The organism is Streptomyces sp. NBC_00258 (assembly GCF_036182465.1).
In the GTDB taxonomy this organism is placed as follows: domain Bacteria; phylum Actinomycetota; class Actinomycetes; order Streptomycetales; family Streptomycetaceae; genus Streptomyces.
This window is the reverse complement of record NZ_CP108081.1, coordinates 9,186,871-9,200,512: the sequence shown is the minus strand read 5'-3', so window position 1 is coordinate 9,200,512 and position 13,642 is coordinate 9,186,871. Positions and strand designations below refer to the sequence as shown.

10 protein-coding genes are annotated in these 13,642 nt (G+C 69.5%); 1 reads left to right on the top strand and 9 read right to left on the bottom strand.

Annotated features, from left to right (window positions below):
- Positions 1–226 precede the first annotated feature (226 nt).
- The 9 genes from OG718_RS40990 to OG718_RS40950 form a co-directional block, all read right to left on the bottom strand.
- Complete coding sequence (locus tag OG718_RS40990) at positions 227–1,426, bottom strand: pseudouridine synthase (protein WP_143635968.1); 1,200 nt, start codon at positions 1,424–1,426, stop codon at positions 227–229.
- Positions 1,426–2,082 carry an SMC-Scp complex subunit ScpB gene (scpB, locus tag OG718_RS40985; RefSeq protein ID WP_143635970.1) on the bottom strand — a complete coding sequence of 219 codons (657 nt, stop codon included), beginning with the start codon at positions 2,080–2,082 and terminating at the stop codon, positions 1,426–1,428. The genes OG718_RS40990 and scpB overlap by 1 nt, the downstream gene beginning before the upstream one ends.
- A complete protein-coding gene (locus OG718_RS40980) occupies positions 2,079–3,125 on the bottom strand; it encodes a segregation and condensation protein A (protein ID WP_328846567.1) in 1,047 nt (348 codons plus the stop codon). Before OG718_RS40980 ends, scpB begins: the two co-directional genes overlap by 4 nt.
- An 18-nt stretch (positions 3,126–3,143) precedes the next feature.
- On the bottom strand, positions 3,144–3,719 hold the full coding sequence (locus OG718_RS40975) for a hypothetical protein (protein ID WP_143635974.1): 576 nt from the start codon (positions 3,717–3,719) through the stop codon (positions 3,144–3,146).
- A complete protein-coding gene (locus OG718_RS40970) occupies positions 3,704–4,840 on the bottom strand; it encodes a ParA family protein (RefSeq protein WP_143635976.1) in 1,137 nt (378 codons plus the stop codon). Before OG718_RS40970 ends, OG718_RS40975 begins: the two co-directional genes overlap by 16 nt.
- Before the next feature lie 422 nt (positions 4,841–5,262).
- On the bottom strand, positions 5,263–6,378 hold the full coding sequence (gene ald / locus OG718_RS40965) for an alanine dehydrogenase (RefSeq protein WP_143636089.1): 1,116 nt from the start codon (positions 6,376–6,378) through the stop codon (positions 5,263–5,265).
- A gap of 159 nt (positions 6,379–6,537) precedes the next feature.
- The gene (locus OG718_RS40960; RefSeq protein WP_328846566.1) at positions 6,538–8,628 is read right to left on the bottom strand and encodes a tetratricopeptide repeat protein; all 2,091 of its coding nucleotides are present in this window, start codon (positions 8,626–8,628) and stop codon (positions 6,538–6,540) included.
- A 231-nt stretch (positions 8,629–8,859) separates the two neighbouring features.
- Entirely contained in the window at positions 8,860–9,486 is a 627-nt protein-coding gene (locus OG718_RS40955; RefSeq protein ID WP_306940724.1) for an NUDIX domain-containing protein, read from the bottom strand.
- A 123-nt stretch (positions 9,487–9,609) separates the two neighbouring features.
- Positions 9,610–11,277 (bottom strand): CTP synthase, encoded by a 1,668-nt coding sequence (locus OG718_RS40950; RefSeq protein ID WP_055613782.1) that lies wholly within the window; start codon positions 11,275–11,277, stop codon positions 9,610–9,612.
- 475 nt (positions 11,278–11,752) lie between these two features.
- Here OG718_RS40950 and OG718_RS40945 point away from each other — a divergent pair, with 475 nt between their 5' ends.
- The gene (locus OG718_RS40945) at positions 11,753–13,555 is read left to right on the top strand and encodes a glycoside hydrolase family 15 protein (RefSeq protein WP_186001127.1); all 1,803 of its coding nucleotides are present in this window, start codon (positions 11,753–11,755) and stop codon (positions 13,553–13,555) included.
- Positions 13,556–13,642 lie beyond the last annotated feature (87 nt).

Genomic DNA, 13,642 nt, shown 5'->3' with positions numbered 1-13,642 from the left:
CGGTCGACGGACCGGGACCACCCCCGTGGGCCCTGCTCCATCGGCCGCGCCCGGCGAGGGCGTTCCCTTAATGGTCAGTACGACTATAAATAGCGGGACGGGCTGCCACAACCCCCGAACGCACATCGGCCGGCCCCGGGAAGTCCCGGAACCGGCCGATGCCGTACCAAACAGGTCTCTACGTAGGAGTCGTTTTCCTCCGGAGGTTCTCCAGAGGCCCAGAGGTCTAGAGGCCGACCTCCTGCATCAGCATCCCGACCTCGGTGTTCGAAAGCCGCCGCAGCCAGCCCGACTTCTGGTCGCCCAGGGTGATCGGTCCGAAGGACACGCGCACGAGCTTGTCGACCGGGAAGCCGGCCTCGGCCAGCATCCGCCGCACGATGTGCTTGCGGCCCTCGTGGAGGGTCACCTCCACGAGGTAGTTCTTGCCGGTCTGCTCGACGACCCTGAAGTGGTCCGCCTTCGCGTACCCGTCCTCCAGCTGGATGCCGTCCTTGAGCTGCTTGCCCAGGTCGCGCGGGATCGGGCCCACGATGTGCGCGAGGTAGACCTTCTTCACGCCGTACTTGGGGTGCGTGAGGCGGTGTGCCAGCTCACCGTGGTTGGTGAGCAGGATGACGCCCTCGGTCTCGGTGTCGAGCCGCCCGACGTGGAAGAGCCGCGTCTCACGGTTCGTCACGTAGTCACCGAGGCACTGACGGCCCTCCGTGTCCTCCATGGTCGACACGACACCGGCGGGCTTGTTCAGCGAGAAGAACTGGTACGACTGCGTGGCGACGGTCAGCCCGTCGACCTTGATCTCGTCGTTCTCCGGGTCGACGCGCATGCCCTGCTCGACGACGATCTCGCCGTTGACCTCGACCCGGGACTGCTCGACCAGCTCCTCGCAGGCACGCCGCGAACCGTAGCCGGCGCGCGCGAGCACCTTCTGCAGGCGCTCGCCCTCCTGCTCGGCGCCCGGGAAGGTCTTGGGCGTCTTGACCTCGGGCCTGCCCGCGTACCGGTCGCGGTTGCGCTCCTCGGTACGCGTCTCGTACTCACGGGAGCGCGCGTTCTCCGTACGGCCGCCGCGCTGCTGGCCCTGCTTGGGACCGCCCTTGGCGCCGCCGCGGGCCGCGCTGCCGCGCCCGGACTTGGGGCCCTCGTGGGTGGCGCCGGGGCCTACGTCGTACCGACGCTCCTCGGGGCGGGGCTTGCCGGCGCGCTTCGGCCTGTCGTCGCGCCCTCCCGCGCTCTTCTGCGGGGAGCCGCCCCCACCCGTTCCCCGGGAGTTGCCGCCTCCGCCGGTTCCCCGGGAGTTGCCGCCTCCGCCGGAACCGCGGGGGCCACCGCCGCCACCGGAGCCGCGAGGGTTACCGCCCCCGCCGGTCCCGCGGGGGTTACCGCGCCCGTTGTTCCTGCCACTGCCGCTGCCACTGCTTCGCATCAAAGTTCCGTCGTCGTCGTGTCGTCTGCATCTGCATCCGGTGCGTCCGGATCGAACGACGGGACCCCTTCCAGCGTCTCTGCTTCGATCGCGTCCGCCTCCGGAAGGAAGGGCGCGAGCTCCGGGAGCTCGTCCAGGCCGCGCAGGCCCATTCGCTCCAGGAAGTAGTTCGTCGTCGTGTACAGGATCGCACCTGTTTCGGGTTCCGCGCCCGCCTCCTCGACCAGACCCCTCTGCAGGAGGGTGCGCATCACGCCGTCGCAGTTCACTCCGCGGACCGCCGAGACCCTGCTGCGGCTGACCGGCTGCCGGTACGCGACGACCGCGAGCGTCTCCAGCGCGGCCTGGGTGAGCCGGGCCTGCTGGCCGTCGAGGACGAAGCGCTCGACGGCCGCCGCGTACTCGGGGCGGCTGTAGAAACGCCAGCCGCCGGCGATGAGCCGCAGCTCGAAGCCGCGCCCCTGGACGGTGTACTCGTCGGCCAGCGCCCGCAGCGCGTCCGCGATCTTCCGCTTCGGCCGCTCCAGGATCTTCGCCAGGTGCTCCACGGTCGCGGGCTCGTCCACGACCATGAGAACGGCCTCCAGGGCGGGCCTGAGGTCGAGATCGGCGACGCCGGGCGGACCCGCCGGGGCCTCGGTGGTGTCCTCGCTCACGCCTTCTCCTCCTTGACCGGTTCCGGCGGCCTGTCGAACTCGTCCGTCACCGTCGGCTGCGCATCCCCGTCCCCGCCCGTCCAGCGCACCACCAGGTCCCCCAGAGCCTCTTCCTGGTCCAGGGAGACCGCCTTCTCCCGATAGAGCTCCAGAAGGGCCAGGAAACGCGCCACGACGGTGAGGGTGTCGTCGGTGTCCTCGACGAGCGAGCGGAAACTGGCCTCTCCGAGCTCCCGCAGCCGCGCCACCACGATCGCGGCCTGCTCCTGAACGCTCACGAGCGGCGCGTGGATGTGATCGACGTACACCTGGGGCTTCGGCTTGGGCTGCATCGCCTTCACGGCGAGCTTGGCGAATCCTTCCGCCCCGATGCTGATGACGACCTCGGGCAGCAGCTCGGCGTGGTGCGCCTCCAGCCCGACGGTACGGGGGTAGCGGCGCGCCTCCTCGTCGAGGCGCCGGTTGAAGATCTCGGCGATCTGCTTGTACGCCCGGTACTGCAGCAGCCGCGCGAAGAGCAGGTCCCGGGCCTCCAGCAGCGCCAGATCCGCCTCGTCCTCGACCTCGGCGGACGGCAGCAGCCGGGCGGCCTTCAGATCGAGCAGTGTCGCCGCGACCACCAGGAACTCGGTCGTCTGGTCGAGATCCCAGTCCGGCCCCATCGCCCTGATGTGCACCATGAACTCGTCGGTGACCTTGGAGAGCGCCACTTCGGTGACATCCATCTTGTGCTTGGAGATCAACTGAAGCAGCAGATCGAACGGCCCTTCGAAGTTGACCAGCCGAACTTTGAAGACCCCGTCGTCGGGTTCATCGGCCTCGACGACGGCAGAGGACTCCTCGCCCTCCGCCACGGGCGGCTCGGGCTCCGGCTCCGGCGCAGGCGGCTCGGGCTCCGGCGCAAGTGGCTCCGGCTCGGGTTCCGGCGACGGAACCTCGCCCGGGGGCTCGGGCGGGGCCGCGCCCCCAGGCCCCCGCCCCAGCGCACGCCGACGGCCACCGGAACCGCCGGAGGCCGTGGCAGGGACGTCGTTCGAGGTCATAGCCGTCGCAGGCTACCGCTACCGCCCGCGCAACCGTCGTACGAGGATGCTCGCGTCCCCACGGGATTCGAGATCCGCGAGCACCACGGCGACAGCCTCCCGCACGATCCGCCCACGATCGACGGCCAGCCCGTGCTCCCCACGGAGCACCAGCCGGGCGTGCTCGAGGTCCATGAGCTCCTCGGCGGACACGTACACCGTGATCTTCTCGTCGTGCCGCTCACGCCCGCTGGGACGCCTCCCGGATCCACGCCCGCGCTTGCGCGGCTGCGCACCCGCGGAGGGCCCGGCAGAACCTTCCTGCACGCCCTGACGCCGCCCGGAACGATCCCCGGCGGCGCCCCTACTGCGGGACTCCCCGTCGGAGGACTCGGCGTCGGCGGCGACATGTTCGTCGCCCTCGCCGTCACCGCCCCGCACGGGTACCGACTGTGGGGCGTCCTCCCCGGCGGCAGTGGCGTCGCTCTCGCCGGCCGGAGCCGGTACCCGGGCCTCGCCGTTTGCCTGGCGCCTGGGACTGGACGCCTGGAGCGCCATTCCCCCGGTCGTACGGAACAGTTCGTCGGCCCCCGGCAGACTCACTCGGCGTGACACCGGGCGAGCACCTCCCTGGCGAGCTGGCGATAGGCGGCGGCACCGACGGAGTTGGAGGCGTACGTCGTGATCGGCTCACCGGCGACCGTGGTCTCCGGGAAGCGGACGGTCCGGCCGATCACCGTGTGGTAGACGTGATCGTCGAACGCCTCGACCACGCGCGCGAGCACCTCACGGCTGTGCACGGTCCGCGAGTCGTACATCGTGGCGAGGATGCCGTCGAGCTCCAGCTCGGGGTTGAGCCGCTCCTGGACCTTCTCGATGGTCTCGGTGAGCAGCGCGACACCACGGAGGGCGAAGAACTCGCACTCGAGCGGCACGATCACCTTGTGGGCCGCCGTCAGGGCGTTGACGGTCAGCAGACCGAGCGAAGGCTGACAGTCGATCACGATGTAGTCGTAGTCGGCCATCAGCGGCTTCAGGGCCCGCTGCAGTGTGGACTCGCGCGCGACCTCGGACACCAGCTGGACCTCGGCGGCCGACAGGTCGATGTTGCTGGGCAGCAGGTCCATGTTCGGGACCGCTGTCTTCAGGAGCACCTCGTCGGCCGCCATGCCCCGCTCCATGAGCAGGTTGTAGACCGTGAGGTCGAGCTCCATCGGGTTGACGCCGAGGCCCACGGACAGCGCGCCCTGCGGGTCGAAGTCGACGAGCAGGACCCGGCGTCCGTACTCCGCGAGCGCCGCGCCCAGGTTGATGGTCGACGTCGTCTTGCCGACGCCGCCCTTCTGGTTGCACATCGCGATGATCTTCGCGGGTCCGTGATCGGTCAGCGGGCCCGGGATCGGGAAGTACGGCAGCGGGCGTCCGGTCGGGCCGATGCGCTCACGGCGCTGGCGCGCCGCGTCGGGCGCGAGCGTGGCCGCGTACTCCGGATCTGGCTCGTACTCGGCGTCGGGGTCGTAGAAGTGCCCCTCGGGCAGGTCGTCGTAGTCGGCGAAGTGGGTGCGGTTCTCGCCACTTCCGTTGCCGGCCATGGCGTTCACGTGATGGCCATCCATGCTCTGGTGTGCGGGCTGAGTCGTCCGCGAGGGGTGGAGACTCTGGTGGGCTGCGAAGGTGCGCACAGCAACGGAGCCGACAGCCTCGAGCCCCGTGGGCCTTGAGCCCTGCGCAGGCATTCCTGGTTGACCACCCCCGGGAGTAAATGTCGACTCATTCACAAGTCGTCTTACCTCCTTGGTGACCAGGAAACTTCTAGATAGGTCAGCGTGGCACCATGCCGACGGTTGGCGACTCTATGGCGTGTCACCGGTCCGCAGCAACACAATCCGCCGGACCCGGCCCGATGTGTCGGCAACGGAACACCCCTCTGTCAAGGGCGTAAGGGCGTCGCACGGCAGGTTTCACGGGTGTGCGAAACGGTTCAAGGGTTACGTTCGAGGCGAGTTGAACGAGTCTCGCAAAGTGACTCGACACACATCCGGCCGGACCTTGTGGGACAAGGTCCGGCCGTAAGCGCGATGTTGACGACCTGTGTTGACGTATCGCCTTTTATCGGTGGAGAGATCACCCGACGGGTCGGGACAGATCAGTCGTATCGTCAGCCGAGCAGGGTCTCCAGCTCGACGTGCTCCAGCCCGTGCGCCTCCGCGACCTCGCGGTAAACGACCTTGCCGTCATGCGTGTTGAGGCCCTTGGCGAGAGCCGGGTCGCGGCGCAGCGACTCGACCCAGCCACGGTTCGCCAACTCCACGATGTAAGGCAGCGTGGCGTTCGTCAGGGCATATGTCGACGTGTTGGGCACCGCGCCCGGCATGTTGGCGACGCAGTAGAAGACCGAGCCGTGGACCGGGAAGGTCGGCTCCGCGTGAGTCGTCGGACGCGAGTCCTCGAAGCAGCCGCCCTGGTCGATGGCGATGTCGACAAGAACACTTCCGGGCTTCATTCGCGACACGAGCTCGTTGGTGACCAGCTTCGGCGCCTTGGCACCCGGGATGAGCACGGCACCGATGACGAGGTCGGCCTCCAGAACGGCCTTCTCCAGCTCGAAGGAGTTGGACATGATCGCCCGGACCTTGGTGCCGAAGACCTTGTCGGCCTCGCGGAGCTTGTTGATGTCGCGGTCGAGCAGCGTGACGTGGAACCCCATGCCGACGGCGATCTGCGTGGCGTTCCAGCCGGAGACACCCCCGCCGATGACGACGGCCCGCGCGGGCTGCGTGCCGGGGACGCCACCGGGGAGCACACCGCGCCCGCCGACCGAGCGCATCAGGTGGTACGCGCCGACCTGCGGGGCGAGGCGGCCCGCGACCTCGGACATCGGGGCGAGGAGCGGGAGCGCGCGGCTGGGCAGCTCGACCGTCTCGTAGGCGATCGCCGTGGTGCCGGACTCGACGAGCGCGTCCGTGCACTCCTTGGAGGCGGCCAGGTGCAGGTAGGTGAAGAGCGTCTGGTCCTTGCGGAGGCGGTGGTACTCCTCGGCGATGGGCTCCTTGACCTTGAGCAGCAGGTCGGCGGTGGCCCAGACCTCGTCGGCGGTGGCGACGATCCGCGCACCGGCCGCGACGTACTCCTCGTCCGGGATCGACGAGCCGACTCCGGCGTTCTGCTCGATGAGGACCTGGTGACCGTGGCGCACCAGCTCGTGCACGCCGGCGGGGGTGATGGCCACCCGGAACTCGTTGTTCTTGACCTCGCGGGGGATGCCGACCTTCACGTCGATCACGGTCCTTGGCTCAGAAGGGGTCTGGGGTCACGCATGCCAGGACATGGCCCGACATACTGGCACGCACGGGAGCACACCGGGAGACACCACGAAAAGACGCGGTGGAGCCAGTCTAATGAAGGGATTCCCTCTGTCTAGCCTTTCAATGCATCAATCTTCTTCGGATGTACTACGGATTTCGCAGGCGTTAGCGTCGTGTTCCCTGGCTGACGCGTCCTCTGGGAGCTCGTCACCCAGCATGCGCTCGGCCGCGCCGCGGTGCAGCCCGGCGGCCGTGGGGTCCCCCAGCCGGTCCAGCGTGTCGGCGAGCCGGAGGTGCAGCGCGGCCTGTAGCCGGACGTCCTCGGCGCGGCGCGCCCACTCGACCGCCTCCTGGCAGGTGGCGAGTGATTCCTCGGGCCGGCCCGCGTACTCCTGAACCCGCGCCATCTCGCTCAACGCCCTTGCCTGACCGGCCACATCACCGTTCCTGCGGTACCCGGTGATCGCCGAGCGCCAGTTGCGCAGCGCCTCGCCGTAGCGGCCCGCGTAGGTGTGCGCGGTGGCGATGCGTCCGTGCAGCCGGGCCACGTCCTCGCGCTCGTCGCGCGCGAGCCGCTGGGCGAGGGCGCGCCCGTACCAGTCGGCGGCCCGGTCGTGGTCCCCGAGCTCCTGGTGCGCGCCGCCTACGGATTCCATCGCGCGGCCGGTCGCATACGTGTCGTTCGCCTCGCGCCCGGCGTCCAGAGCGGCCCGGTAGCGGGCCAGCGCATTCCTCGTACGGCCGGTCTGGGCGTCCAGGTCGGCGAGGTTCAGCAGCGCGGCGGCCTTCTCGCGGGGCAGGTCCCGGCGCTCGGCCACGTCCAGGACGAGCCGGTGGATGCCGTACAGCTGGGGCGCCGCGGCCTGCGTACCGAAGTGCGCGACCATCGCTCTGACCAGGGCGGCCATGAGTCGGCGGGCCAGCGTGTCCAGCTCCCCGTCGGCGACCGCGAGCCGGGCCGCGGCGAGCAGCGCGGGCTGTCGGATGCGCAGCCAGTCGGCGGCCGCGCGGGGGTTCGGGAACCGCAGCGCGCGGGGCATTCCGGCGAGTTTCTCGCGGGCCGGCGAGCTGTCGGTCTCGGTGATCGCGCGGCAGGACACCAGCAGCCGTACGGTCCGCTCCAGCATCCGGGCGCGCGCCAGCTGGAGTTCGGCCGGGCGGTCCTGGGTCTCGGTGAGCGAGCGCAGCAGCGGCAGCAGACAGCCGGGCACCTCGTACTGCGGCAGGGGCGACTCGACGGACCGGACGAGGCCGAGCTTGGTGAAGTCGTCCAGAGTCGTGCGGGCGGCGCCGACCGAACAGCCGGCCAGCGCGGACGCGGTGTGCGGGTCCACGAGGCCCGCGGGGGCGAGCGAGAGCAGTCGCAGTATCCGCGCGGCGGCCGAGGGCAGGGCCGCGTACGAGAGACGGAAGACGCGTTCGAGAACGTCGAGCAGACGGCCTTCGTCACCCTCGGTGCGCAGTTGCTTGGCCAGGTCGGCCACGGCCGCCTTGGGCCGGTGGGCCAGCCAGGCGCCGGCGAGGACGAGCGCGGCGGGCTGGGACGCGCAGATCTGCACGAGTCCTTCGGCCGCCAGCGGGTCGACGGTGATGCGTACCGAGCCGGTGTACCGGTCGAGAAGTTCGAGGGCGGACTTGGTGTCGAGGCCGCCGAGGGTGCAGGGCCGGACGTCGGAGATCCCGGTCAGGGGTCCGCCGGAGACGGCCACGACAAGACAGTCGGGAGTCTCCGGGAGGAGCACGTCGACCTGCTCGGCGTCCGCCGCATCGTCGAGCAGGAGCAGTACACGGCGAGTGGCGAGCCCCTCGCGCAGCCGCTCGGAGAGCTCGTCCTCGTCTGCCCCTGCCGGGGCGGTCAGTTCGAGAGCGGTGAGCAGGTCACGGGCGGTTCGTTCGGTCGCCACAGGCGTGCCGTCGGGCTCGGTGAGCCGGGCCCTCAGGACGCCGTCCGGGTAACTGTCCGCGACCTGCCGTACGAGTTCCTCGGCGAGCGCGGTCCTGCCCGATCCGGGCTTGCCCGCGATGAGCAGCACGCGCGCGCGTGGCGCTTTCCGGCCCGCGAGTGTGTCCAGACCGGCCCGCTCGATGTCGGCCCGCAGTTCCTTCAACTCTCTTGTGCGGCCGAGGAACTGACTCTCCGTGGGGGAAGGCTCGGCAGCCGGGCACTGCTCTTCCTCCGACACCGCCGTGTCGCCGGCGTCCACCGCCTGATCCGTCACGGGCCACACTCCCGTCCCACTGCACGCGCAAGCCCGCCGGGACTCCGGTCGGGGCGTTTCCAGAGCCTAGTTCACGCTCTGCGACGATCTGTGCGGAGCGCGGCGGGCACATCCCCCGATCGGATCAGGCGATCGTCACACCGGCGGGTCGAACGCGTGGGCCCGAGTGGATTCAGGGACGGGCTCAGCAGTGGGTTCAGGAGCGGCTTCCGGAGCGTGTGCCGGAGTGGATCACGCCTCGAAGGGGCGCGCCGGCCACGGCGCCTCGGCCGGGCGCAGGGCGTCCAGGCCGTCGCCGTTCCGCGCCGCGATCAGCGAAAGCACGCCCACGACCAGGCAGTTGTTGTGCAGCTCCCCGGCGAGGACGCCCCGTACGAGTTCGTCGACCGGGACACGGGAAAGCTCCATGTCGGCCTCCTCGTCCTCGACCTCGAAGCGCTGCCCCTCGGCCTCGGCGAGATCGCGGGCGAGGAAGATGCGCACGGCCTCGTCGCAACCGCCGGGCGTGGTGAACACGTCGGTGAGCACGCGCCAGTCCTCGGCCTTGACGTGTGCCTCTTCGTACAGCTCGCGCTGGGCGGCGTGCAGCGGGTTCTCGCCGGGGATGTCGAGCAGACCGGCCGGGATCTCCCAGAGCTTGTGGCGTACGGGGTGCCGGTACTGGCGGATGACCAGGACGCGGTCCTGGTCGTCGAGGGCGAGGACGGCGACCGAACCCGGGTGGACCTGGTAGTCGCGGCGGACGGCCGATCCGTCGGGCATGACCACGTCGTCGGTGCGCACGGAGGTCTTGTTGCCCACGAACGGGGTCTCGGTCGCCCTGACCTCCCACTCCTCGGCGGTGTCCTTGATGGTCATGTCGACTTGTCCTCCCACACGCACGAATCTGCGCCCTACGTGAATACGCCCGACAAAAGCGATAAAGAAACCGGGGCACGCGCCTCAAAAGACGCGCACCCCGGCAACCGTACAACCCTCGTACTACTTGGCCGTCTTGCGCTCCACAGCGGCCTTGACCAGGCCCGCGAAGAGCGGGTGCGGCCGGGTCGGACGCGAGCGCAGCTCGGGGTGTGCCTGCGTCGCGACCAAGTAAGGGTGGACGTCCCGCGGGTACTCCACGTACTCCACGAGCTTGCCGTCCGGGGACGTCCCGGAGAACTGCAGGCCGGCCTTCTTCTCCAGCTCGGCACGGTAGGAGTTGTTCACCTCGTAGCGGTGACGGTGACGCTCCTCGACGTACTCCTTGCCGTCGTACACCTCGCGCACGATCGAGCCCTCGGCGAGCTTGGCGGGGTACATGCCCAGGCGCATCGTGCCGCCCATGTCGCCGTCACCCGCGACGATGTCGAGCTGCTCGGCCATGGTGGAGATGACCGGGTGGCCGGTGGCGGAGTCGAACTCGGTGGAGTTGGCGTCCGGGATGTCGGCGAGGTTGCGCGCGGCCTCGATCACGATGCACTGCAGGCCCAGGCAGAGACCGAGCAGCGGGATCTTGTTCTCGCGGGCGTACTGGATGGCGCCGACCTTGCCGGACACGCCGCGGTCGCCGAAGCCGCCGGGGATGCAGATCGCGTCCACGTCGCCGAGCTGCTTCGCAGCGCCCGCCGGGGTCTTGCAGTCGTCCGAGGTGACCCACTTGATCTTCACGCGGGCCTTGTTGGCGAAACCGCCCGCGCGCAGGGCCTCGGTGACCGAAAGATAGGCGTCGGGCAGGTCGATGTACTTGCCGACGAGCGCCATGTTGATCTCGTGGACCGGGCGGTGGACGCGGTCCAGCAGGTCGTCCCAGGTCGTCCAGTCCACGTCACGGAACGGGAGGTCCAGCTTGCGGACGACGTAGGCGTCGAGGCCCTCGGTGTGCAGGACCTTCGGGATGTCGTAGATGGACTTGGCGTCGATGGCCGCGACCACGGCCGCCTCGTCGACGTCGCACATCAGCGAGATCTTGCGCTTGATCGCGGTGGGTACCTCGCGGTCGGCCCGCAGCACGATCGCGTCTGGCTGGATACCGATGCTGCGCAGAGCCGCAACCGAATGCTGGGTCGGCTTCGTCTTCAGCTCCCCGGAGGGGCCGATGTACGGAAGGAGCGAGATGTGGACGACGAACACATTGTCGCGACCGACCTCGTGACGGACCTGACGGACGGTCTCCAGGAACGGCTGCGACTCGATGTCGCCGACCGTGCCGCCGACCTCCGTGATGACGACGTCGACGTCGTCGGTGGCCATGCGCCGGATGCGGTGCTTGATCTCGTTGGTGATGTGCGGGATGACCTGCACGGTGTCGCCGAGGTACTCGCCGCGCCGCTCCTTGGCGATGACCGTCGAGTAGACCTGCCCGGTGGTGACGTTGGCGGAGCCGTCCAGGTCGACGTCGAGGAAGCGCTCGTAGTGGCCGATGTCCAGGTCGGTCTCGGCGCCGTCGTTGGTGACGAACACCTCACCGTGCTGGAACGGGTTCATGGTGCCCGGGTCGACGTTCAGATACGGGTCGAGCTTCTGCATGGTGACCCGCAGACCCCGCGCCTTGAGCAGCGCGCCCAGGCTGGAGGCGGTCAGACCCTTGCCGAGGGAGGAGGCGACACCCCCGGTGACGAAGATGTGCTTGGTCGTCGTGGCTGTGCTGCTTCGGAAAGCAGCGGGCGGCATGGCCAAGAGGGGGCTCCCGTGGTCGCGGTGTCTGGTGCGGTACGGCTGCCCGACCCGGAGGTTTCCGGAGGTGCCGTCGCTGCGGTTCGGGGGTCCCTTTTCCTGCCGGGGCGCCCACCGGTCCACGGGCTACCAGGGTATCAGCGACAGGGCGAGGCCGCTTCCGGCCACGCTCTGCACACGGGTCGACACGGACCACACACGTGCTCACTCGTTCGGCTCAGACGGGTTGTCGGGAGCGGCGCGCGGATCATCATCGTGCGTCGTATCCTGCTCGGACGATCGCTGCCGAGTCAGGCCGGCAAACGGCACCACCCACGCCCGTCGCCCGGAACTTCGAGAGCTCGTCAGTTCGTTTCGCTACGACATCACCACGACAATTGACGTCGCGCGACGACGATTTACATACGTTCCCTTGACCGCAAAGAGCGACCGCCCCTCGGGGGGCGACGTGGCCGTTCGACTGGAGTTGCACGTGGCCGGGCGCATCGAAGACTACGCACTAATCGGAGACATGCAGACAGCTGCGCTGGTCTGCAGAGACGGCACGGTGGACTGGCTGTGCCTCCCCCGCTTCGACTCCCACGCCGTCTTCGCAGGACTTCTCGGCACGGAGGAACACGGATTCTGGCGGCTCGGTCCGGCGCACGCGGCCGACGCCGAACCGCCGACCGCGGTCCGCCGTCGCTATCGCGGCGACTCGCTGATCCTCGAATCCGAGTGGGACACGTCACGCGGCACGGTCCGAGTGACGGATTTCATGCCTCCGCGTGACGGCGCGCCGCAGCTGATCCGGATCGTCGAGGGCGTCACTGGACGCGTCCCGATGCGCTCCGCGCTGCGGATGCGTTTCTCGTACGGACGTGTGGTGCCCTGGGTGCACAAGCACGAGGGGCGGACGGTGGCTGTCGCCGGGCCCGACTCCGTGTGGTTCGACACGGAGTGCGAGACCTACGGCAAGGCGCTGACGACGTACTCGGACTTCACGGTCGCGCCGGGTGACCGGATCGCGTTCACGATCTCCTGGGAGCCCTCGCACAAGCAGCCGCCCGCGCTGCCGGAGCCTGAGCAGTCCCTGGAGGCCACCGAGGAGTTCTGGCGCGAGTGGGTGGAGCAGTGCACGTACCACGGGCCGTACCGCGAGGCAGTGGTCCGCTCGCTGATCACGCTGAAGGCGCTGACGTACGGGCCGACGGGCGGCATCGTCGCCGCGCCCACCACCTCCCTGCCGGAGGAGATCGGCGGTGTCCGCAACTGGGACTACCGCTACACGTGGCTGCGTGACGCGGCGATCACCCTGTCCTCGTTGCTGCGCACGGGCTATCGCGAGGAAGCGCGCGCCTGGCGCGAGTGGCTGCTGCGCGCGGTCGCCGGCGACCCGGAGAACCTGCAGATCATGTACGGCATCGCGGGCGAGCGGGAGTTGGGCGAGGCGGAGCTCGACTGGCTTCCCGGGTACGAGAACTCGGGTCCCGTCCGCGTCGGGAACGGCGCCGCGCACCAGCTCCAGCTGGACGTGTACGGCGAGGTGACGGAGGCCCTGCACCTGGCCCACATGACGGGTCTGGCCCGCAACGACTACGCCTCGCTCCTCCAGCTCAAGCTGATCCGCTACCTGGAGGACCACTGGGACGAGCCGGACGAGGGCATCTGGGAGGTGCGCGGCCCGCGCCGCCACTTCGTGCACTCGAAGGTGATGGCCTGGGTCGCCGTCGACCGGACGATCAAGCTCATCGAGTCCGGTGACGCGGACGGCCCGCTGGAGAAGTGGCGCGAGCTGCGCGACGACATCCACCGGGACGTGTGTGAGAAGGGTTACGACAAGGAGCGCAACACCTTCACGCAGTCGTACGGCTCGAAGGAACTGGACGCCTCCCTGCTGCTGATCCCGCAGATGGGCTTCCTGCCGCCGGACGACAAGCGCGTGATCGGCACCATCGAGGCCATCCAGCGCGAACTGTCCACGTCGGACGGCTTCATCCTGCGCTACCCGACCTCCGGTGAGGACGCGGGCGTGGACGGCCTGGCGGGCGACGAGGGCGCGTTCCTGGCCTGCTCGTTCTGGATGGCGGACGACCTCGCGATGATCGGCCGCGTGGACGAGGCCCGCAAGCTCTTCGAGAAGCTGCTGGCCCTGCGCAACGACCTCGGTCTCCTCGCGGAGGAGTGGGACCCGCATCTGCAGCGCCAGGTCGGCAACTTCCCGCAGGCGTTCAGCCACGTGCCGCTGATCGACACGGCACTGCGGCTGACGGCCTCCGGGGCGTACGGAGGCTGACCCGAGGGCCGTCACGAGGTCCGTGCGGCTGCCCCAGGGCGGCCGCACGACCCCCGGCCCACGGGCTCGGCGCGACCGATGGGCCCG